Here is a 21,041-nt window from a genome sequence, read left to right as displayed (position 1 = left end):
TGATCCTTTGGTTGAAGAGGGTTAGTAGAGGCTGTGGCCGTGCTGGCGGATCTGCTGGGCGCTCATCTTGCCGCGCACCACCCGATAAACCCAGAGGGTATAACCGATGTTGATGGGCATCAGCACCCCGACAATCCCCAGCATGATGAAGAGGGTGCGCTCGCTGGAGGTGCTGTCCCACAGGGTCAGGCTGCTGGACGGATCCAGCGACGAGGGCAGCACGAACGGGAACAGGGCGATGGCAATGGTCAGCATCATGCTGGCGCAGGCACCGCCGCTGGCGAGCAGGGCCGTGCGCGGCAGCTCGCGGGCGCTGGCCAGGCTGCTCACCATGGGCAGCACCAGGCCGAGGGCCGGCACGCACCAGAGCCAGGGATGGGCGACAAAATTGGCAAGCCAGCCCTGCTGGGCCACCCCCACCTCCTTCATCAGCGGGGTGAGCGCCCCGTTGATATCCCCTATCTCCAGCACCCGGTAGCCGGCCATCTGGCTGAGCCAGACGCCGCCCAGGGCAAACAGGCCGCTCGCCAGCGGGCCGAGCCAGAGGCTCTGGCGGGCGCAGCGCCGGGCGATCTCCCCCTGGGTCTTGCACTGCAGGAAGCTGGCACCGTGCAGCAACAACAGCGCCAGCGCCGTCCCCATGCAGGTCAACAGCAGCGGCCAGTGGAAGTCAAAGGCACCGTAGTGGATGCGAAGGGCCGCATCGAAGCGAAACGGCAGCCCCTGCAGCAAAAAGCCCAAGGTTGCGCCAAACACCAGGGTCGGCAGCAGGCCGCCCACTACCAGGGCGCGATCCCACCAGCGGCGCCAGACCGGGTCCGCCAGCTTGCTGCGATAGTCAAAACCGACCGGGCGCAGGAACAGGCCGAACAGCAGGAACATGAAGGGCACGTAGAGCGCCGAGAAGGCGGCGGCATAGACCAGCGGCCAGGCGGCAAACAGGGCGCCGGCCCCGGCGATGAGCCACACCTGATTGCCCTCCCACACCGGCCCCACGCTGTTAAGCAGCACCCGTCGCTCCTCGTCGTTCTTGGCCACCACCGGCAGCAGCATGGCCACGCCGAGATCGAAGCCGTCCATCACCACGAAGCCGACCAGCATGAACAGCACCAGCCCCCACCAGATCAATTTCAGGGTTTCGTAATCCATCAGGCAGGACTCCCGTTTTGCAACACTTCACCTTGATAGCGACCCGTCTGCAGGCTGGCGGGCCCTTTGCGGATCACATGACGCAACAAGAACAACTCCACTACCAGCAGGCTGGTGTAGATGAGGCAGATGGAGATCAGGCTGAACCAGAGCTGGCCCGGGGTCAGCAAGGAGACAGACGCCGACACCGGCAGCACGTCGCTGATGGTCCACGGCTGGCGACCGAACTCGGCCACGAACCAGCCCGCCTCGATGGCAATCCAGGGCAGCGGAATAGACCAGAACAGGGCCTTGAGCAGACGCGGGGATTGCACCAGCTTGCCCCGGCACAGCTGCAGGAAGGCGGCGGCAAACAGCGCCAGCAGCACCACGCCGATACCCACCATCAGCCTAAAGCTCCAGAACAGCGGCGCCACCTGGGGGATGGAGTCCGCCACCGCCTTGGCGATGGCCGCCTCGTCCGCCTTGCCAATCTCCTTGGCATAGGGGGTGAGCAAGAGGCCGTAGCCCAGATCCTGGCGATGACGATCAAAGGTGGCTCGCGCCGCCTGGTTGCTGCCATCGGCCCGCATCGTCTCCAGCGCCTCGTGGGCCAGCATGCCGCTGCGAATGCGCTCCTCGTGCCGCGCCTTGAGATCCTTGAGGCCCGTCACCTGCTCATCGAGGGAGCGGGTGGCGATGATGCCCATCAGATAGGGGATCTTCACCGCGGCATGGGTGGTCTCGGCGGCCTGATCCGGAAAGCCGAACAGGGTGAAGGAGGCCGGCGCCGGCTCGGTGTGCCACTCCGCCTCGATGGCGGCCAGCTTCACCTGCTGCACCTCACCGGTGCGATAGCCCGACTCGTCGCCGAGCACGATGACCGAGAGGATGGCCGCCAGACCAAAGCCCGAGGCGATGGCAAAGGAGCGCAGGGCGAAGCGCACCTCCATACGGCGCAGCAGATACCAGCTGCTCACCCCCATCACGAACAGGGAGGCCGCCACATAACCCGCCGCCACCGTGTGCACGAACTTGACCTGGGCCACCGGGTTGAAGATCACCGCGGCCACGTCCACCAGCTCCATGCGCATGGTCATGGGGTTGAACTCGGCGCCGACCGGGTTTTGCATCCAGCCGTTGGCGATGAGGATCCAGAGCGCGGAGAGGTTGGAGCCGAGAGCCACCAGCATGGTCACCAGCAGGTGCTGACCGCGGGAGAGCTTGTCCCAGCCGAAGAAGAACAGACCCACCAGGGTGGACTCGAGGAAGAAGGCCATCAGTCCCTCCACCGCCAGCGGCGTGCCGAAGATGTCGCCGACATAGTGGGAGTAGTAGGCCCAGTTGGTACCGAACTGGAACTCCAGGGTAATGCCGGTGGTCACCCCCATCACGAAGTTGATGCCAAACAGCTTGCCCCAGAAACGGGTGATGTCTTTGTAGATCACCTTGCCGGTCATCACGTAGGCCGACTCGGCGATCACCAGGATCCAGGACAGCCCCAGGGTGAGGGGCACAAACAGAAAGTGGAACATCGCCGTCGCCCCGAACTGCATTCGGGAGAGGCTGACCACATCATCCAGGCTTATCATGCATGACTCTCTATGTTGCATTTAACAGACAGGTTTTCGCCCGTTAAGTACATCACGGTCCATGACACCTATAACAGATGCAGTTATAGTGAAATACACCTATAACAGTTTAAGCCCACCATGTCCCTATACGGCCAGCTGGCAGATCAGCTGCAACAGCAGATAACGAGCGGCCTCTGGCAGCCGGGGGAGCGCATCCCCTCCATCCGCCAGAGCTGCAAGACCCATGGCCTCAGCCCCATGACGGTGCTGCAGGCCTATCAGCTGCTGGAAAGCCGCGGCCTCATCCTGGCGCGGCCCCAGTCCGGCTACTACGTCAAGGCAGCCCCCTCCCGCCCGGCCGCCAGCCTGCCCCAGCAGGCGCACTACAGCGGTTCGGTGGACATCAACGATCTGGTGTTCGAGGTGCTGCAGGCGAGCAAGTCGCGGGAGCTGGTGCCGCTCGGCATGGCGGTGGCCGATCCCACCCTGTTCCCCCACCCCCAGCTCGGCCGGGCGCTGGCCAGCAGCATGCGCCGGCTCGACCCCTTCAGCACGGTGGCAGATCTGCCCCCCGGCAACGAGGCGCTGCGCCGGGCCATCGCCCAGCGCTACGCCGGCGAGGGGCTGGCGGTAGATCCCCAGCAGATCATCATCACCACCGGCGCCATGGAGGCGCTCTCCCTCAGCCTGCAGGTACTGACCGAGCCCGGCGACTGGGTGGTGGTGGAATCCCCCACCTTCTACGGCGCCCTGCAGGCCATCGAGCGACTCAAGCTCAATGCGGTGGAGATCCCGGTGATCCCGGGAGTGGGCATCGATCTCGCCCTGCTGGAGGAGGCCCTCGCCCAGCGCCCCATCAAGGCGTGCTGGCTGATGGGCAATGTCCAGCACCCGCTCGGCCACACCATGCCGGATGACCACAAGCAGGCGCTGATGGCGCTGCTCAATCGGCGCGGGGTGGCACTGGTGGAGGACGACGTCTATGCCGAGGTCTACTTCGGCCGCGAGCGGCCAAGGCCCATCAAGTATTGGGATAGCTGTGGCGACAGCCTGCTGTGCAGCTCCTTTTCCAAGTGCCTGGCGCCCGGCTTTCGGGTCGGCTGGGTGGTGGCCGGTCGTCACGCCGAGCGGGTGCAGCGACTGCAGCTGATGTCGACCCTCTCCACCAATGTGCCAAGCCAGCTGGCGCTGGCCGAGATGCTGCGCCAGGGCGGCGTGGATGCCCACTTTCGCCGGCTGCGCCACACCCTGGCCCAGCGCCAGCAGCAGATGCGGGCCGCCCTGCTGCGCCTGCTGCCGGGGGAAGTGAGCATCTCCTCCCCCGATGGCGGCTACTTTCTCTGGCTCGAGTTTGACCCGCGCCTCGACAGCCGTGCCCTGCACGCCCAGGCGCTGGCCAGCGGTTTTTCACTGGCCCCCGGCGCCCTCTTCTCCAGCAAGGGGCTGCACAACCACTGTCTGCGCCTCAACAGCTCCCATCCCTGGAGCGAGCAGCTGGAGGCGGCCCTCACCCGGTTGGCCGAGCTCATTCACCAACAGCTGGACTCAGCTCCCGCCAAAGACCAAAAGGCCCCATGATGAGGCCTGTTCCTTGCAAAATTATCTGATTGAAACGGGCTTATCTGGCCATGGTCTGTGACAACATCTTGAACCCCAACGCCTCGTAGAGTGCCTTGGCCCGTTCGTTGAACGACATCACCTCCAGCCGGATCTGGTGGGCACCGTGCGCCTTGCCCCACTCGTCGCAATGGGCGATCAGCGCCTTGCCGATGCCTTGGGAGCGACGCCCCTCATCGACCACCACGGTGCCGATGCGGCAAATGGGCTCTTTGCTCAGAAACGGGATGGTCTCGTTGATGTCGATGCGCGCAGTCAAAAAGCCCACCACGGCCCCCTCCTGCTCGGCAACACAAAACAACCGCCCTTCGGCAGCGATGGCCGCCAGCAAGAAAGTCCGCTCCTCGGGGGATGGAGGGCAAAAGACCTTCGGGGCCTGCTCGAAGTGGATCTCTCCTATCTGCCGGTTCAGCTCGAGGATGGCGTCGATGTCCTGCTCTTGTGCCTTGCGTATTTCCAATGAATGCTCCTTGCCTCTGTGTCCTGGCGATGATGTGCCCTGACGATGAGACGGTCTCATCTACTCCCTTTTGGCCGAAGAGCCATCATAGTGGCTGCCCGCGCCAATAAGAAGTGCCGTGACCAGTGACTAGTGACCAGACACAACAAGGCCCCGTAACGGGGCCTCATCGACAATCCTTGTCCCTGACGGGGTTCAGGCCGGCTGTGCCAGCTGGGCCACCTGCCGCTCTATGCTGCCTTTGAGGTTGTCATCGAGCTTGAGGGCGCGGGCCAGCTCGTCCAGATAGCCGCGCTCCATAAAGTGATCCACCTCGATGGCAAGCAGGGAGGCGAGGTAGACCTCGGTCGCCAGCTCCATGTCGGTCACCTCTCGCGCCAGGGCGTGGGGGTCGAGCGGGCGTGCCAGCTCGGTATCGATCCAGCGGGCCGCATCGCTCTGCCCCTGTTCGGTCAGGTACTGCTGGATCTTCTGGCGCTCGTCGCCGTCGATATGACCGTCGGCCCGGGCTGCCGCCACCATGGCGCGCACCAGCAGGGCAGCTCTGGCATCCAGCGCGTTGCCTTGCAGGGTATCGAGCGGCTGGGTCGGCTGGGTCGGCTGGGCCGGGCTTGACTGCTGGGCCTGCCAATCCTGATAGAGCTTGTAGGCCAGCCCGCCGAGCGCCGCCGCGCCGCCCACCGCCGCCACCTTGCCACCATATTTGCGCATCTTCTTGTTGCCAAGCAGCAGGGCCATGGCACCGGCCGCGAGGCCCCCTTGCGCCATCCCCTTCATCTGCGCCTTGCGGCTGTCGCCGCCTTCGTTGAGCCAGCCTTTGCCAGCGCCCAACAACTGATCAAGCATCTGTTTCATCATGACTCCTCGCAATTGACTCCCCCATGCTTGCGCCGGGCCGATGAACCAAGAGTGAATGAGGCCCCATTATCGCAGCAGAGCCTGTGCATCCCGTCGCCATTCGCGGTATACCTGAAACAGGTCAACAAGGAGTAACCGGATGCGCACCCTCACCCCATGGATCCCCCTCGGCCTGGCCCTGCTGTGCGGCCCCGCCAATGCCGCCAGCGAGCTCGATCGCCCGGCCCAGCAAGCCAAGCTGGATGCCGCCTGCCAGCAGGCCCAGCAGCAGCTGGTCGAGCAGGGCAAGCAACAGCGGATCGACGCCTGCATCAAGGCGGGTGGCAAGGCCGCCAAATGCCAGCAGGAGTTCGCCAGTTTTGGTCAGCGCGAGGGCAACAAGCGGCCCGATCTCAACAACCTGGCCCCCTGCCAGCAGGCTGACGCCTATCGCAAGAGCTACCGGCAATGACCCTCAATCAAGGAGCCCCCATGACCCCACCCCGCGAGCTGACCCTGCAGTTTCTGGCCGAGCCCGCCGACGTCAACTTCGGCGGCAAGGTACACGGCGGCATGGTGATGAAGTGGATCGATCAGGCGGGCTACGCCTGCGCCGCCGGCTGGTGCGGCGGCTACGCGGTGACCGTCTATGTGGGGGGGATCCGCTTTTTGCGCCCCATCCAGATAGGCCAGCTGGTGGAGGTGCACGCCCAGGTGATCCACACCGGCACCACCAGCATGCATCTGGCGGTGGATGTTTACAGCCGCCATCCGGCCAGCCGGGAGCGCCACAAGACCACCCACTGCATCATCATCTTCGTCGCCATGGACGAGAGCGGCAAACCGACTCCGGTGCCCCAGTGGCAACCGCAAAACGAGAGCGATCGGCAGTTGCAGCAGTACGCCCTCAAATTGATGGCCCTGCGCGAGCAGATCGAGCAGGAGATGCGCCAGCACCTCTAGCCGGGTCGCCCGCAACACCAGACAGGTCCCCATCCGGGAGCGGCCCTGTATAATGGCGTTTTCCCCGTTACGGAGTCTGTCATGTCATTGGAAACTGCCCCGCCCGAGGTCCAGCTCGCGGTGGATCTCATCGAACTGCTGGAGACCAACCGGATTGAGCCAGCCCTCGCTCTGGCGGCGCTGGCCATCGTCTCCGCGGACTATCAACGCAAGCTCAACGAAGGCAAGGAGTGCTGAGCGCGGCAGCGCTGCCACCCCATCCTGCCCAGGAGGTGTCATGACAGACCCCATTCGTATTGAAACCGGCCTCCCCATGCTGCTTGGCGGTCTGCGTCGTCACCATGCCTTCGCCCACGCCGACTTCGGCGGCCAATGGCGCGATTTCTGCGCCCTCGGCCCGCTGCCGGGCCAGCTGGGCGAGCATGCCTATGGCGTCATCTGCGGCGTGACCGCGACCGAGTGCGAATACCTGTGTGCGGTGGAGGTCGCCGCGCTGGAGGTGCTGCCCAAGACGCTGGGGCGGATGCGCATCGAGCCCCAGACCTATGCCGTCTTCCTGCATCAGGGGCATGTCTCGGCCATGCCGCACACCTGGCAACAGGCGCTGGACTGGCTGGCGCAGTCCGCTTACCAGTCGGCCCACAAGCCCGACTTCGAGCGCTATGGCGCCGCCTTTGACCCGGAGACCGGCAGCGGCGAGGTCGAACTCTGGCTCGCCGTGCTGCCGCGCCAGGCCATCGTCTGAGCATCCAATGCTCTCTGCCCTGATAAATCGGCACGGTTTAACCCAGACGAGGGGCTGACTCGGCGCTCGGGCAGTGCAAGGATATGGCTCCCTTACTGCCCGAGAGTTGTTATGGATAACCAGGAATGTCTCGACCAGGCCGGTCTCTGGAGCCGCTCCGCCCGCATCATGACGCTGGCCTGCCTCATCGTCTTCATGGCCCAGATGGCCACCACCGTTTACCTCCCCTCCCTGCCCGTGGTGATGACGGATCTCGCCATGACCCGGCAAGGGGCCGAGCTCTCCATCTCGTTGTTCGTCATCGGCGCCGCCCTGCCGGTGCTGTTCTGGGGCGCCGCCGCCGATCGCTACGGTCGCCGCCTCCCCCTCGCCCTGTCACTCTTGCTGTTTGTCGGCCTCAGCCTGCTGCTGGCCACCACCAGCCAGGGGCCGCTGCTCTTGATCCTGCGCACCCTGCAAGGGGTGGCGGCCGGCGGGGCGGCCATCATCGCCCGCATCCTGGTGCGGGATCACTGGCACGGCGATGAGCTGGCGCGCCGTCTCTCGGTGCTCTCCATCGCCTTCATCACCGCCCTCGGCGGCGGTCAGTGGATAGGCGGCCTTATCAGCCGTTATGCCCATTGGCAGCTGGGATTCGTGCTGATGGCCGGGGTCGGTGTGCTGGCGCTGCTCTTGATGAGCAGCCTGCCGCTGCTGGGGCCCAACCCGGCGGCGGCGAGCGGCGGCATGTGGGCCCGTTACGCCAGCCTGCTGCGCCGCCCCGGCTTTTTCTGGCCGGCCTGCGCCGTCGGTATCGGTTTTGCCATCACTGTGACCCTGCAGGAGGTGAGCCCCTTCGTGCTGCAGCAGGGGTTTGCCCTCGAGGTCACCACCTTCGGCAGCCTGGGGTTGCTGATCGGGGTCGCCTACTTCGCCGGCGCCATGACGGTCAACCGGCGGGTCGCCCGGGTGGGAGGCCGCCAGCTGATGCGCCAGGGGGCCGCGCTCATACTGCTGGCGGCCGGCGGCATGCTGCTGCTCTGGGCACTGGGCGCCCTGCAGGGCAGTAGTGGATTGCTGGCCATGATGACCTGCTACTGCCTCATCATCTTCGGGCAGGCGGTGCTCTTTCCCAACAGCATGGCGCTGGCGGTGAGCGATGGCCGCGAGCACGGCGCCTACGCCATGGCCCTGTGCGGCTTCCTGCAGCAGGGAGTGGCCGGGCTGGCAGCCGCCGGCGCTACCCTGGTGAGCCATCACGGTGCCTGGGCCCCGCTCGTCTTCACCCTGGCGCTCATCACCCTGCTCATCGTGCGCACCAGGGTGCGCTAAGCAGGCCCCAGCCTGCGTCCCCTCACCGCTCAGCGGGCCCCATCACCCGATCACACAGGCTGATGAGGGCCTCGCAGAGGCGCGTGAGCTGCTCGCCGCGCTCCGCCCCCAGGTGCAGCGCCAGCTCCACCGGCGCCACCGCCGGCCAGTGGGTCAGCTCCTGCTGATCCGGCTGCAGCAAGCGCCGGGGCAACAGGCTGACCCCGATCCCGGCGCTCACAGCCCCCTGCAGGCTGGCCAGGCTGGCGCTGACGTAGGCGATGCGCCAGCGCCGCCCCATCCCGTCGAGTGCCTCGGTCACCTGCCGCCGATAGAGCCCTTCGCTCGGGAACACCACCAGCGGCAAGGGATCCCGCTCGCTGGCGGGCCAGGCACGGCTGTCGACCCAGGCCAGCGGCTCGCGCCAGCAGGCGCGCGGCGCCCCCTGTCCCCGCGCCTGTTTGACCAGCGCCAGATCCAGCTCGCCAGCCTCGAAGCGCTGCCAGATCTCGTGGCTGAGGCCGCTGTGCACCTCCAACCGCACCTGCGGGTAATCGCGGGCAAAGGCTGCCAGCACCGGGGCGATGGCGCCGGCGGCAAAATCCTCCGGTACCCCCAGGCTCAGTTGCAGGCTGGCCTCGGCCACCTGCTCCTCGGCCCGGGCCAGCAGGGCCAGGATGCTGCGGGCCAGCCCCAGCAGCTTCTCCCCCTCTGCCGTGGTCACCACCTGGCGACCGGTGCGGTCCAGCAGCGGGCAGCCGAGCTGCTGTTCGAGCCGCCGCATCTGCTGGCTGATGGTGGATTGGGTGAGGTGCACCCGTTCACCGGCACGGGTAAAACTGCCGCTGTCGACGATGGCGACAAAGCTGCGCAGCAAGAGGGGATCCAGCATGGCGACTCCATTTACAAAACCACTGAATGTCATTCTATCATTTAATTTCCCCATGACTGATTCCCCCGCTAGGCTGGTCTCCTCCCATCCCCTTGCCTCGAGGATCCGTCATGCCCCACTCCCTTGCCGAACCCGCCGGCTCACGCCTGATCGCGTCGCTGACCGCCAACCCCAGTCATCAGGAGTGGCTGGAGCAGGCGCTGCAACTGGCCCTTCATAACCGCCGGCAGGGAGGCCGCCCCTTTGCCGCCCTGCTGGTGCGAGACAACCAGCTGGTGACCAGCGCCGTCAACGCCATGCACCAGGATGGCGACCCCACCCGCCACGCCGAGCTGGAAGCCCTGCGCCAGGCCAGCCAGGTCGGGCCGCTGGCGGGCGCCATCGTCTACGCCAGCGGTCACCCTTGCCCCATGTGCCTGAGCGCCCTGGTGATGAACGGCATTGCCGCCGTCTATTACGCCTTCGATAACGAGGATGCGGCCCCGTTCGGCTTTGACAGCACGGCCGCCTACCAGAAACTGGGCCTGCCCCTCGCCCCTGCCCCCCTGCCGCTTATCAAGCTGCCGAGCCCGCTGGCCGCCGCCGAGCTCTATGGTGCACCAGACCATGGTTGAGGCCCGCATCGATACGCGCCAGCAGCAGGCCCTGCTGGTGCTGGTGATCCTGATCGGGCTCAACCTGCGGCCGTTTCTCACCGCCATCGGCCCCCTGAGCCGCGATATTGCCGAGGCGCTCGGGCTTGGCATGGACACCCTGGCCTGGCTGACCCTGCTGCCGCTCTGGCTCATCGGCGGCGGCGTGCTGCTCACCCCGGCTCTGCGCAGTCGCACCGGGCCGCGTCAGTTGCTGGGGGCGGCCCTGCTGCTGCTGGGAATGGGCAGCGCCATGCGCTTCGAGGCGGCCAGCGGTGCCCTACTCATCGCCAGTGCCGCCCTCTGCGGGCTGGGCTCGGCCCTGGTGCAGGGGGTGCTGCCCGGCCTCATCAAGCAGGCGTTTGCCCAGAAGGTGCCGCTTGTGATGGGCATCTTCTCGGCCTGCATGATGGGGGGCGGGGCGCTGGGTGCCAGCCTCACCCCGCAGCTCGCCGCCCGGCTCGACTGGTCCCAGGCGCTGGCGCTGTGGAGCCTGCCGGTGCTGCTAGCCATGGGCTGGCTCGGCTGGCGGGTACGGCTGCCCGCGACGCCGGTGGTAGTGCCAAGCGGCGGCGAGCAGCGCCTCATCAGCCTGCCCCGCAGCTGGCTGCTGATAAGCTGCTTTGGCATCATCAACAGCGGTTACGGCATCGTCGTGGCCTGGCTGGCGCCGGCCTACATGGCGCAGGGCTGGAGCCCCCAGCAGGGCGGTGAGCTGGTGGCCTGGCTGGCGCTGGCCCAGACCGTGAGCGGCCTCGGCCTGCCGCTGCTGGCCGCCCGTCGGCTCGACCGCCGCCCCTGGATGGGATTGGCCATCGCCATGCAACTTGCAGGCTTTGGCGGCCTCTGGCTGGCGCCGACTGCCGCCCCCATCCTCTGGTGCATGCTGTGCGGCGCCGGGCTTGGCGGCAGCTTCTCCCTCATCATGGTCATCGCGCTCGATCACCTGCCGGATCCGCGCCGCGCCGGCACCCTCAGCGCCCTGATGCAGGGATTCGGCTTCATGCTGGCGGCCACCGGCCCCTGGGTGGCGGCCCGCCTGCATCACCTGAGCGGTGACTTCGCCGCAGCCTGGCAGTGGCAGCTGGCCGGCCTGGTGCTGATGAGCCTGCTGGTCCTACGCCTCGACCCGCGTTACTACCCGAGGGCGATGCGACAATCCAGCAACGAAACTACTGCCCCGCTGACGCGGAACACCCCTTCCGCCTAGCTCAATCGCCAAAACAAAAACACCGGCCTGTGGCCGGTGTTTTTTAATGTCAACGCGGGGAGTGAGGGGGGCTTAGCGCCCCTTCTTCTGCCGCCCACCCTGACCGGCGCGCGGTTTGCCGGCGGCCGGTTTGGCCCCCTTGTTCGGGGCGCCTTTGCCTGCGCTCCCTTTGGCCGCGCCGCCTTTACCGGCAGCACCCTTGCCAGCCGGGCTCTTGCTTTCGAATGCCGACGGCCCCGGCACGTTGGGACGCCCGCCAATCTCGTGATCATCATCCCGGCGCGGTTTTTTGCCCGGTGCCGGCTTGCCGGCTTGTGCGGCGGATGCCTTGGGTTTACCGCCCTGCCCGGCGGCAGCTTGGCCCCCTTTGGCCGGTTTCACCTCGGAGGAGGAGTCTTCAATCAGCTTGAACAGCTCGATCAGCTCGTCGTCGGTGAGATCGCGCCACTCGCCCACCGGCAGCCCCTTGAGGCTGACGTTCATGATGCGGATGCGCTCGAGCTTGGTCACCTCGAAGCCGAAGTGCTCGCACATGCGGCGGATCTGACGGTTCAGCCCCTGCACTAGCGTGATGCGAAACACGAACGGCGCCTCTTTCTTCACCTTGCACTTCTTGGTGACGGCACCCAGGATCGGCACCCCGGCGCCCATGCCCCGAATAAACTCGTCGGTGACCGGCTTGTCCACGGTCACCAGATACTCTTTCTCGTGATCGTTGCCCGCCCGCAGGATCTTGTTGACCAGATCGCCGTGGTTGGTCAGGAAGATGAGTCCCTGAGAGTCTTTGTCCAGTCGGCCGATGGGGAAGATGCGGGTACTGTGGTTGACGAAGTCGACGATGTTGTCCTTCTCGCCCGCCTCGGTGGTGGAGACGATGCCCACCGGCTTGTTGAGGACGATGAAGACCAGGCTGTCCGCCTCGCGCGGCTCGATCACCTGACCGTTGACCTTGACCAGATCCCCGGCAAACACCTGATCCCCCACCCCGGCCCGCTTGCCGTTGATGAAGACGTTGCCCTGCTCGATAAAGCGGTCGGCCTCGCGGCGCGAGCAGATGCCGCTCTCGCTGATGTATTTGTTCAGGCGCATGGATTCATCAGCCAGCATGGGTCACCTGCCACTGGCCTGCGGCCTGGATCCGGGTCATCAGGGCGGCACGCTGCCGGTTCACTAACTCAAAATTGTGCATATCATTCCATCTTCAAAAAAGGCCGCTACCGACCTGTCCGGCAAAAAGCGCCGACACATTAACATATTGCCCCCTGACACACGCCGGATAGTTGCACTCGGCCCGTCCCCTTCTCGCAAAATGCGTCCCCTGTCACGCGGTCAGCCCCCAGAATTGCATGACCATTCGATTGCCGCCGGCACCGCCGAAGTCAGCCTGGCAATGGCCACTTCCGCCGTTGCACGGGATCCTCTCGCTACGCCATAAAGATGCATGAAATATGCAAGAAACGATAACCCAAGCCAAATGACAGCAACATTTTCTTGCTATTTATTAATCAAAAATGCATAAAAAGATTTTGATTCGCGCGAATTATCTACCCCTGTCGGCACTCTTTCCTGCTGTTTTCGGCGATTCACACAACAATTTTCGCCCAATTGCGAAAAACACCAAATATTCACCTGCATCCAGGCCTGACAAAAAACATAAATTTGGTTGCAGGGTGTGCACTTTTCTCTGGCAAGAGGCCACCTTTACCCTTCACTACAGGAGTTACAGATGAGTCATTCCCTCTCCCAGGCGGATTTTCTGGCCCAGGTCGCCAGCCGCAATCCCCACCAACCGGAGTTCATTCAGGCCGTGAGCGAGGTGATCGCCTCCATCTGGCCCTATGTGGTGCGCCACCCCCGCTACCTGCAACACGGCCTGCTGGAGCGGCTGGTGGAGCCGGAGCGGCTGATCCAGTTTCGGGTGAGCTGGGTGGATGATCGAGGCCAGGTGCAGGTGAACCGGGGCTACCGGGTACAGCACAGCTCCGCCATCGGCCCCTTCAAGGGGGGAATGCGCTTTCACCCCTCGGTGGATACCTCGGTGCTCAAGTTCCTCGCCTTCGAGCAGACCTTCAAGAATGCCCTCACCACCTTGCCCATGGGCGGTGGCAAGGGGGGCAGCGATTTTGATCCCAAGGGCAAGAGCGAGGGAGAGGTGATGCGCTTTTGCCAGGCGCTGATGCTGGAGCTGCATCGCCACCTCGGCGCCGACACCGACGTGCCGGCCGGTGACATCGGGGTAGGCGGGCGCGAGGTGAGCTACATGGCGGGCATGATGAAGAAGCTCACCAACAGCGCCGAGTGCGTCTTTACCGGCAAGGGGCTCTCCTTTGGCGGCAGCCTGATCCGCCCGGAAGCCACCGGTTACGGCCTGCTCTATTTCGTCGAGGCCATGCTGGCCAACCGGGGGCAATCCCTGGACGGCATGACGGTCTCGGTGTCGGGTTCGGGCAACGTGGCCCAGTACGCCATCGAGAAGGCGATGGCCCTCGGCGCCCGGGTCATCACCGCCTCCGACTCCGGCGGCACCGTCTACGATCCGGCGGGCTTTACCCCCGAGAAACTGGCGCGGCTGATGGCGCTCAAAAACGAGCAGCGCAAACGCATCGCCGATTACGCCCACGAAGAGGGGCTGGAGTTTTTCAGCGGCCGCACTCCCTGGCACCTGCCGACGGACGTCGCCCTGCCCTGCGCCACCCAGAACGAACTGGATGAGTCGGACGCCGCCACCTTGATTGCCAATGGCGTGCAACTGGTGGCCGAGGGGGCCAACATGCCGAGCAGCGCCGCCGCCATCCGTCGTCTGTACGAAGCCAAGGTGCTGTTTGCCCCGGGCAAGGCCGCCAACGCCGGCGGAGTCGCCACTTCGGGCCTCGAGATGAGCCAGAACGCCCAGCGTCTCTGCTGGAGCCGGGAAGAGGTGGATGCCCGCCTCAAGGGGATCATGACCAGCATCCACGCCACCTGCGTGCACTATGGCCAGGATGAGACGGGTCATGTGAACTACGAAAGCGGCGCCAACATCGCCGGCTTCGTCAAGGTGGCCGATGCCATGCTGGCCCAGGGAGTCTGCTGACGCTCCAGCGACCGCACAGACGGACAGCATTACCACAGAGGGCAGCCCCGGAGCTGCCCTCTGTTTGCTCGGATGAACCGCTCACTGTCTGTACTTATCACCTTGTTTCCCTTAGGCTTTAAGCCAGCTTTCGACCCTTAGTACGGCCGCCGTGGACGCGGGGCCGCCCCTCTTTTATCAGTGCCAAGGACTCTGCCATGCTGGCTCGCACCCGCCGCCTTGTTCGCCGCCTTCTTCTCAGCCTGCTGGGCTTGCTGTTGCTCGGCTGGTCCCTGGTAGCCTACTTCGCCTGGCAGGCGGCGCCACTGCAGCCCTGGCACACCCTGGTGCCGCCCGAACTCAGCGCCGAGCAGCTCGATAACAGCGACTGGCAGGCCTATCTGGCCCACGAGCAGCAGCTGTTCGAGCTGGTGACCAAGGAGGTGATCGCCAGAACGCCGCCGGAGCAGCAGCTCGACAGCAATCGCTACTATCAGGATGCCCCCATCAATCCGGCTCATTTTGCAACCGACTGGAACCGATCCTATCTGCTGCGGCCAAGCGGCGAGGTGAAAGGGGTGGCGGTGTTCCTGCACGGTTTGACCGACTCACCCTACAGCCTGCGCCACCTGGCCCAGCGCTACCGCGAACAGGGCTTCATCGCCCTGGGGCTGCGCATTCCGGGACATGGTACCGTGCCGGCGGGGCTGGTCGACATCGACTGGGAGACCTGGCTGGCCGCCACCCGGCTGGCGGTGCGCGAGGCCAGGGTACTAGCGCCAAGCCCGCTGCCGCTGCATCTGGTGGGGTTTTCAAACGGCGGCGCGCTGGCGGTGAAATATGCGCTCGATGCGGAAGGTGACAAGACAGGGGCACTGGCAAGACCGGATCGGCTGGTGCTCATCTCCCCCATGATAGGGGTGACCCGCTTTGCCCGCTTCGCCGGCCTCAAGGCGGTGCCCGCCCTGCTGCCCGCCTTTGCCAGCGCCGCCTGGCTCGACACCATGCCGGAGTTCAACCCCTTCAAGTACAACTCGTTTCCGGTCAACGGCGCGCGCCAGTCTTACCGGCTGACCCACGCCATCCAGCAGCAGGTGCGTGAGCAGGCAGCCAGCGGCGAGTTGGCGGCCTTCCCGTCCACCCTCACCTTCCAGTCGGTGATGGACTACACCGTCAGTACCCGCTCCATCATCGCCGATCTCTACCACTTCCTGCCTGCCAACGGCAGCGAGCTGGTGCTGTTCGACATCAACCGTGGCACCCTGTTCGGCCCGCTGCTGAGCAGCGCCTCCGAGCTGGCGCTGAGCCACCTGCTGCCGCGCCCGCCGCTCTCCTACCGGCTGACGGTGGTGGGCAACCAGGCGCCCGCCAGCACCCGTACCCAGGCCAGCAGTTTGCCGGCCGGCGGCGGGCCTGAGCAGATCCAGCCCCTCGACATCGACTACCCCAGGGAGATCTACTCCCTCTCCCACGTGGCCCTGCCCTTCCCGATGGATGACCCCCTCTATGGCATGGCGCCACGGCCCGAGCAGCGCGAGCAATACGGCATCAACCTGGGAGGCCTGGCCCTGCGCGGTGAGCGCGGGGTGCTGATCGTCAACCCCGGCGCCCTCACCCGTACCTCCTCCAATCCCTTCTTCCCCTATCTGCAGCAGAAGGTGATAGAGATGCTGACGGCGCCAGCCCAACCGCCGGCCGGCAAGCAGCCAGCCCCGGTCTGGGACAGCGAAGACGAGGCCGCCTATCAGGCGGAACGGGAACAGTTTCTACAAGATGCGCAAGAGAGCGAGGCTCCCTTCTAGAGCCCTTGCCAGGGCCCGTTGCGGCTGAGTGTCAGGATGGGGCTAGCGCGGGGCCTCTCGCCACTTGCCCCAATCGCACCGGCAGGGCGGCATCCACCGGCCGTCACCCGATGCCAAGCGCCATCAGGGATAACGGCTGATCTCAATCAGGTTCTGATCCGGATCCAGGCAGTAGACCGACTCGATGGGGCCGCAGGCTCCACTCTTGGTTACCGGCCCCTCCACTATCTCCACCCCGTGGCAATGGAGCTGGGCGATGACTTGTTCCAGCGGCCAGCGGGTGATGAGGCAGAGATCCCCCGAGCCCACCTGCGCCCGGTTGCGCGGCTCCTGCCCCAGCAGTTGCAGATTGATCTTCTGGTTGCCAAAGCGCAGGGCCCGGCGCCCCGCCCCGAAGGTGATGGCTTCCATGTTGAGCACTGAGCTGTAAAACGCGACGGCCCGCTCGATGTCGCTGACCGTCAATACCAGATGGTCGATATGGCTGATCATGTCCCCTCCTGGCTGATGTGTGTCGATAGCGCTGGCCCGACAGACTGACCTGTGGGCGCCCTCATCATACCCAATTCCCCAGCTGGCAACTGTGCCGAATGGCGCAAAGATGGCCGAGCAAAGCCACTAGCTGAGTGAAGGCGGCGGTGACCTTTACTGTTGGGTGCGACACGCCTGGTCACGCTGGGCCAGCAGGGTTTCATCATCACTGTCCATCGCGGCCAGAATGGCTTGATTGCAGGCGCGCTCGGCTTGCCGGGCCGCATCCGGTTTACTCTCGCGAATATCGGCGATCATGGGGCGGTAGTTAACTGAAGCGGCGCAATACATGGCGCGATACTGGGGCTGCTGCGAGTGGCTGTCGTCCTGGCGGGACAACTGATCGCACAGCTTGCCAAATAGCGCCGCCGCCTTGACGGTGCATTGACTGAAGCGCCGTGCATCCTGCTCGTAGCTGCGGCAGACGCTTTTCGGCTGCAGCTGCCAAAACTGGAAGGCAAAGGGGATTTGTTCCCCCTCATACTCCACCACCAGCGACTTGAGCTCAGTGCCATAAATATCCGATACCTGCTGCTGTACCAGATTGAGATAAGCCGAGAAAAGATAAGAAACCGGATCCATCACCACCTCCTTGTGGTTGACCTGGGTGAATTGACGTTTGTAACTCCCCTGCGCTAAGCCCCTAATTAAAGGACTCGCTTTAGCCTACTGCTTACTATCAGCTAATTGCTTGATGATGCACACATTATTGTACCGACACAGCTGAAACAAGGTGTCGATTGGATTAAGATGCGCGCCATATCAGGTAACTCGGATGGGGCCATCCCGATCATGTCGGGGCTCAAGGCGACCGAGAAACAGTGTTGAGGAGCCAGTTTTGCGCGATACATGGACAGAAGAGGAACTAAGGGCGACTGTCAGCGCCTACTTGGCGATGCGCACCATGGAGCAAAATGGCATCCCCTTCGTCAAGAAGCGCTATTACACCGAACTCGCTAACCAGTTTGGCCGCACCGAGAAGGCATTCGAATATCGAATGCAAAACATCTCCTATATCTGCGCCCTGCTAGGGCGGACCTGGGTATCTGGTCTCAAGCCGGCTAAAAACGTGGGCCCCCACAATGCCCCCATCATAGAGCGCCTGCTCTGTGAACTCGATGGCCAACCCTATACCGGCAAGGCCGCCTTTGAGCATCAAGTGAGCCGCTACAAGATCAAGCCAACACTCCCCATGCCCATCGGCATCCAAGAACCACAGCAGCGTTATGGAGCCAACACAAGCTATGGGCGGGATCCAAAGGTGAAGGCTTGGGTATTGATGACGGCGGTGGGCCGTTGCGAAAGCTGCGCACAACCGGCCCCTTTTCATGCCACCACGGGAGACGCCTTTTTAGAGGTGCATCATCTGCGCACACTCGCCGAAGGGGGTTCGGATACCATCAGCAACACGGTGGCGCTCTGCCCTAATTGCCACCGTGAGCTGCACTATGGCGTCAACCAGGCACAAAAACGTGAAGCTCTTTACCAGGCGCTGCCCAGGCTGGTACGAGAATAACGCGCCTTCTGCGCTCATAAAAAAACGGCTCGCCAATGGCGAGCCGTTTTCGTCGGGGTCAGCAGGGGATCCGCTCGATGCGGCCACCGCTCAGTTTGAAAAAGGCATCCTGCGGCAGCTCCTGCAGCCAGGTGGTGGTGTAGTCCAGATCCGCATAGGCACCGCGCAGCATGGCGCCAAACAGGCCGTGAGAGACCACGATGGCGCGCTCGGCGATCTGCTCATCCTGCAGCCAGCTCAGGGCCCGGCCTTGAATGCTCTGAAAACTCTCCCCCTCGGGGGCCTGCAGATACCAGTCTGGCTGCTCCAGATCCAGCTCGGGGTGGACCGCCAGCAGCTCGGGCACCCGGCGACTCTCCCACTCCCCCATCCCCAGCTCCACCAGCCGCTCGTCCCAGACGATACGCGCTTGGTCCAGGCCAAGCTGCTGGCACACCCGCTCCGCCGTCTGGCGCGCCCGACCGAGGGGGCTGGCGTAAATCGTCCAGTCGGCAGGCTCGGCCAGGAGCTTGGCCAGACGAGCCCCCATGGCGAGGGCCTGGGCTTCACCCTTGGTGGTCAGTTCGGAGTTGCAGCGCCCCTGCAGCCGCAGTTCGGCGTTGTAACGGGTCTGGCCGTGGCGCAGCAGATAGAGGGTACGGGACATGGTTTCTCCAGCAGGTTCAATGAGATAACAACAACAGAAGAGGCATGATAACAGATGCGCCGAGGCAGCCAAGGCGCAGGCGGGGGGCGTAAAAAAACAAAACGGGTCAATGCTGACCCGTTAATGCTGGCTGGCGCCATGCGCTCAGCCCTTCTTGATCTCCCGCAGATAGCGGTAGATGGAGTGAACCGAGATGCCGAGCTGGCGGGCCGCTATCTGGGCGCTGTCCTTGAGCTCGAAGATGCCGAGCTCGTGCAGCTGGTTGACCATGACCCGGGTCTTCTGGGACGGGGGCACCGCCTCGTTGCCGCGCACCTCGGCACTGACGGTGTCGATGGTGCTGTTGAGGGCCTCATCGATGTTGCGGGCAAACACCTCCGGGGTGGCATGCCCATCGTGGCCGTGCAGGCACTCCGGCATCATGGTGCGCAGCACGGATTGCAGCGGGGCATCCATGTCGGTGTTGATGCAGAGCAAGCCGATGGCCTGCCCCTCGCCATTGCGAATGACGGTGGTAAGCGAGCGCAGGGTCTTGCCGGTGGCGCACTTGGTCATGTAGGGGCTGGAGATATCCTGCCCGCTCTTGAGTTTCATCATCGCCAGGTTGGTGATGGGAGCACCGACGCTGCGCCCCGTGATATGGCCGTTGGCAATCTTGATGATCGACGGATTGCGCGCATCCAGGCTGTGCAACAGCACCTCGGTGTGCTGACCATACATGGCGGCGATGCCGTCCACGATGATCTCCATCGCCTTGAGGATCTCGAAATCGGTCTGACTCAGCTCTTGCAGCTTCACATTGAAACCTTATAAAAGGGCCGCCGACCCGGGCAAGGGTGGCAGCCGACAGGGACACTCAGGCGGACATGATATCAATAATGGTGCTGTCTGTGGCAGACATGCCGTCTTTGACCATCTGGCCCACGTTGCGAATGGTCTGCTCCACGTTGCCCGCCACGATCCCCTGCCCCGATACCCCGTGGCTGTTGAGCGCCATCAGGAAGCCGCGCACCGCCGCCCCGGAGGAGGTGCTCACCTTCATGGCGCAGGAGGCCTTGGCGCCGTCGCACACCATGCCGGCGCTGTCGCTCAGCACGTTCTGGATGGCGTGGCAGGATTGCTCGAAACTGCCGCCCGCCAGATAGACCATGGCCATGGCGGCGGCCGCGCTGGTGACCGTGTTGCCGCAAAAGGCCGACAGCGGCGGATAGTGGGACTTGATGTAGATGGCCCCCAGGTGGCTCATGATGAGGGCACGGGCCAGCTGCTCTTCGCTGGCACCGAAGCGCTCGGCGATGACCACCACCGGGATGGTGGCAGCGATGCCCTGGTTGCCGCTGCCAAAGTTGCTCATGGCCGGCAGGCTGGCGCCCCCCATGCGGGCATCGGAGGCCGCCGCAGTGCGCATCACGATGCGGTTCATCACGTCCTCGCCGATGAGGCCGGCCTGGATGTTCTGCTGCATGGTGCGGCCGATCTCGAGGCCATAAGGGTTGTTCATCCCCTCGTCGGAGAGTTTGCCGTTGAGCTCGGAAGCCTGCAGGATAAAGCGGATCTGCTCGAACTCCACCTGGGTGGCGAACTCATGAATGGCGGCGATGCTGATGTCGACCCCGTCGCAGATGGCGCCGGTGGCACCGCCCTGGCCCTGCTCGGCCGTGAAGGTCACTTCATCATTGCAGCGCTGCTCGACGATGCGGGTATGGCCGCCGCACAGGGTCACCTCGGCGCTGTGTTCGGTGCCCTCTGCATCAAGGCCCAGCAGCCGGACCCGGCAATAGATGAACTCGGGGGCCGAGGTGCGGCTCACCTGCACCTGACCTGCATCGATCAACTCCTGCGCCTCTGCGACCTGGGCCGGCGTGATGGCGGCCAGCACCTCCAGCCCGGCCTCAGCGTTACCACCGATGGCGCCGGCGGCGGCGGCAATGGCCAGCCCAATCTTGCCGGTGCCCGGCACATAGACCCCCATGGAGTTCTTGTAGAGGTTGTCCGACACCACCACCTCCAGCCGGACGGGCTTGCAGCCCAGTTGCCGGGCGGCGACGGCGGCGGCATAAGCGGCGGCGATGGGCTCGGTACAACCCAGCGCCGGTTTGACAACCTGTTGAATAATCTGCAGATACTGCTGCCACGCTTGCTTCAT

The 21,041-nt window shown here is 64.5% G+C and carries 22 protein-coding genes; 11 read left to right on the top strand and 11 right to left on the bottom strand.

Features of this window, described 5'->3' with window-relative positions; translation table 11 throughout:
* Window positions 1-21 precede the first annotated feature (21 nt).
* Window positions 22-1,149 carry a cytochrome d ubiquinol oxidase subunit II gene (gene cydB / locus AHA_RS08255; RefSeq protein WP_011705533.1) on the bottom strand — a complete coding sequence of 376 codons (1,128 nt, stop codon included), beginning with the start codon at window positions 1,147-1,149 and terminating at the stop codon, window positions 22-24.
* Complete coding sequence (locus tag AHA_RS08250; protein ID WP_011705532.1) at window positions 1,149-2,720, bottom strand: cytochrome ubiquinol oxidase subunit I; 1,572 nt, start codon at window positions 2,718-2,720, stop codon at window positions 1,149-1,151. Before AHA_RS08250 ends, cydB begins: the two co-directional genes overlap by 1 nt.
* Before the next feature lie 120 nt (window positions 2,721-2,840).
* Between AHA_RS08250 and AHA_RS08245 the strand changes: the two genes are divergently transcribed.
* Complete coding sequence (locus AHA_RS08245; protein ID WP_011705531.1) at window positions 2,841-4,280, top strand: aminotransferase-like domain-containing protein; 1,440 nt, start codon at window positions 2,841-2,843, stop codon at window positions 4,278-4,280.
* A 40-nt stretch (window positions 4,281-4,320) separates the two neighbouring features.
* On the opposite strand, the gene AHA_RS08240 is transcribed toward AHA_RS08245, so the two are convergent.
* Both AHA_RS08240 and AHA_RS08235 read right to left on the bottom strand, forming a co-directional pair.
* The gene (locus AHA_RS08240; RefSeq protein WP_011705530.1) at window positions 4,321-4,839 is read right to left on the bottom strand and encodes a GNAT family N-acetyltransferase; all 519 of its coding nucleotides are present in this window, start codon (window positions 4,837-4,839) and stop codon (window positions 4,321-4,323) included.
* 135 nt (window positions 4,840-4,974) lie between these two features.
* On the bottom strand, window positions 4,975-5,634 hold the full coding sequence (locus AHA_RS08235) for a tellurite resistance TerB family protein (protein ID WP_011705529.1): 660 nt from the start codon (window positions 5,632-5,634) through the stop codon (window positions 4,975-4,977).
* Between the two features lie 142 nt (window positions 5,635-5,776).
* On the opposite strand from AHA_RS08235, the gene AHA_RS08230 reads away from it, so the two are divergent.
* The 5 genes from AHA_RS08230 to AHA_RS08210 all read left to right on the top strand — a co-directional run bounded on the left by AHA_RS08230 (window position 5,777) and on the right by AHA_RS08210 (window position 8,635).
* Entirely contained in the window at window positions 5,777-6,088 is a 312-nt protein-coding gene (locus AHA_RS08230; protein ID WP_011705528.1) for a hypothetical protein, read from the top strand.
* Between the two features lie 20 nt (window positions 6,089-6,108).
* Complete coding sequence (locus AHA_RS08225; RefSeq protein ID WP_011705527.1) at window positions 6,109-6,579, top strand: acyl-CoA thioesterase; 471 nt, start codon at window positions 6,109-6,111, stop codon at window positions 6,577-6,579.
* Between the two features lie 81 nt (window positions 6,580-6,660).
* Window positions 6,661-6,816, top strand: a complete 156-nt coding sequence (gene rsmS, locus AHA_RS08220) for a pleiotropic regulatory protein RsmS (protein WP_005299504.1) — start codon at window positions 6,661-6,663, stop codon at window positions 6,814-6,816.
* Window positions 6,817-6,856: 40 nt separating this feature from the next.
* Window positions 6,857-7,324, top strand: a complete 468-nt coding sequence (locus AHA_RS08215; protein WP_011705526.1) for a GyrI-like domain-containing protein — start codon at window positions 6,857-6,859, stop codon at window positions 7,322-7,324.
* A gap of 111 nt (window positions 7,325-7,435) precedes the next feature.
* Window positions 7,436-8,635 carry an MFS transporter gene (locus AHA_RS08210; RefSeq protein ID WP_011705525.1) on the top strand — a complete coding sequence of 400 codons (1,200 nt, stop codon included), beginning with the start codon at window positions 7,436-7,438 and terminating at the stop codon, window positions 8,633-8,635.
* Window positions 8,636-8,657: 22 nt separating this feature from the next.
* Here AHA_RS08210 and AHA_RS08205 read toward each other — a convergent pair whose 3' ends face one another.
* A complete protein-coding gene (locus AHA_RS08205; RefSeq protein ID WP_011705524.1) occupies window positions 8,658-9,506 on the bottom strand; it encodes a LysR family transcriptional regulator in 849 nt (282 codons plus the stop codon).
* 110 nt (window positions 9,507-9,616) lie between these two features.
* Between AHA_RS08205 and AHA_RS08200 the strand changes: the two genes are divergently transcribed.
* Both AHA_RS08200 and AHA_RS08195 read left to right on the top strand, forming a co-directional pair.
* On the top strand, window positions 9,617-10,120 hold the full coding sequence (locus AHA_RS08200) for a nucleoside deaminase (RefSeq protein ID WP_011705523.1): 504 nt from the start codon (window positions 9,617-9,619) through the stop codon (window positions 10,118-10,120).
* Window positions 10,113-11,348 (top strand): cyanate transporter, encoded by a 1,236-nt coding sequence (locus AHA_RS08195; protein WP_011705522.1) that lies wholly within the window; start codon window positions 10,113-10,115, stop codon window positions 11,346-11,348. Before AHA_RS08200 ends, AHA_RS08195 begins: the two co-directional genes overlap by 8 nt.
* A 72-nt stretch (window positions 11,349-11,420) precedes the next feature.
* On the opposite strand, the gene rluF is transcribed toward AHA_RS08195, so the two are convergent.
* On the bottom strand, window positions 11,421-12,455 hold the full coding sequence (rluF, locus tag AHA_RS08190; RefSeq protein ID WP_011705521.1) for a 23S rRNA pseudouridine(2604) synthase RluF: 1,035 nt from the start codon (window positions 12,453-12,455) through the stop codon (window positions 11,421-11,423).
* A 619-nt stretch (window positions 12,456-13,074) separates the two neighbouring features.
* On the opposite strand from rluF, the gene gdhA reads away from it, so the two are divergent.
* Together gdhA and AHA_RS08180 are read left to right on the top strand one after the other, a co-directional pair.
* The gene (gene gdhA, locus AHA_RS08185) at window positions 13,075-14,421 is read left to right on the top strand and encodes an NADP-specific glutamate dehydrogenase (RefSeq protein ID WP_011705519.1); all 1,347 of its coding nucleotides are present in this window, start codon (window positions 13,075-13,077) and stop codon (window positions 14,419-14,421) included.
* A 197-nt stretch (window positions 14,422-14,618) separates the two neighbouring features.
* The gene (locus tag AHA_RS08180; protein ID WP_011705518.1) at window positions 14,619-16,202 is read left to right on the top strand and encodes an alpha/beta hydrolase; all 1,584 of its coding nucleotides are present in this window, start codon (window positions 14,619-14,621) and stop codon (window positions 16,200-16,202) included.
* Window positions 16,203-16,325: 123 nt separating this feature from the next.
* On the opposite strand, the gene AHA_RS08175 is transcribed toward AHA_RS08180, so the two are convergent.
* Window positions 16,326-16,694, bottom strand: a complete 369-nt coding sequence (locus tag AHA_RS08175) for a VOC family protein (protein ID WP_010634411.1) — start codon at window positions 16,692-16,694, stop codon at window positions 16,326-16,328.
* 153 nt (window positions 16,695-16,847) lie between these two features.
* Complete coding sequence (locus AHA_RS08170) at window positions 16,848-17,315, bottom strand: hypothetical protein (protein WP_011705517.1); 468 nt, start codon at window positions 17,313-17,315, stop codon at window positions 16,848-16,850.
* A 256-nt stretch (window positions 17,316-17,571) separates the two neighbouring features.
* Between AHA_RS08170 and AHA_RS08165 the strand changes: the two genes are divergently transcribed.
* Complete coding sequence (locus AHA_RS08165; protein WP_237701977.1) at window positions 17,572-18,249, top strand: HNH endonuclease; 678 nt, start codon at window positions 17,572-17,574, stop codon at window positions 18,247-18,249.
* Between the two features lie 58 nt (window positions 18,250-18,307).
* On the opposite strand, the gene AHA_RS08160 is transcribed toward AHA_RS08165, so the two are convergent.
* The 3 genes from AHA_RS08160 to AHA_RS08150 all read right to left on the bottom strand — a co-directional run bounded on the left by AHA_RS08160 (window position 18,308) and on the right by AHA_RS08150 (window position 21,041).
* Complete coding sequence (locus tag AHA_RS08160; protein WP_011705515.1) at window positions 18,308-18,895, bottom strand: histidine phosphatase family protein; 588 nt, start codon at window positions 18,893-18,895, stop codon at window positions 18,308-18,310.
* A gap of 144 nt (window positions 18,896-19,039) precedes the next feature.
* Window positions 19,040-19,693 (bottom strand): helix-turn-helix transcriptional regulator, encoded by a 654-nt coding sequence (locus AHA_RS08155; protein ID WP_005299461.1) that lies wholly within the window; start codon window positions 19,691-19,693, stop codon window positions 19,040-19,042.
* A gap of 58 nt (window positions 19,694-19,751) precedes the next feature.
* Window positions 19,752-21,041 carry an L-cysteine desulfidase family protein gene (locus AHA_RS08150; RefSeq protein WP_011705514.1) on the bottom strand — a complete coding sequence of 430 codons (1,290 nt, stop codon included), beginning with the start codon at window positions 21,039-21,041 and terminating at the stop codon, window positions 19,752-19,754.

Origin of the sequence: Aeromonas hydrophila subsp. hydrophila ATCC 7966, assembly GCF_000014805.1 — a bacterium.
In the GTDB taxonomy this organism is placed as follows: Bacteria; Pseudomonadota; Gammaproteobacteria; order Enterobacterales; family Aeromonadaceae; genus Aeromonas; species Aeromonas hydrophila.
The sequence above is the reverse complement of the archived record's forward strand: the minus strand, read 5'-3'. Positions and strand labels throughout refer to the sequence as shown.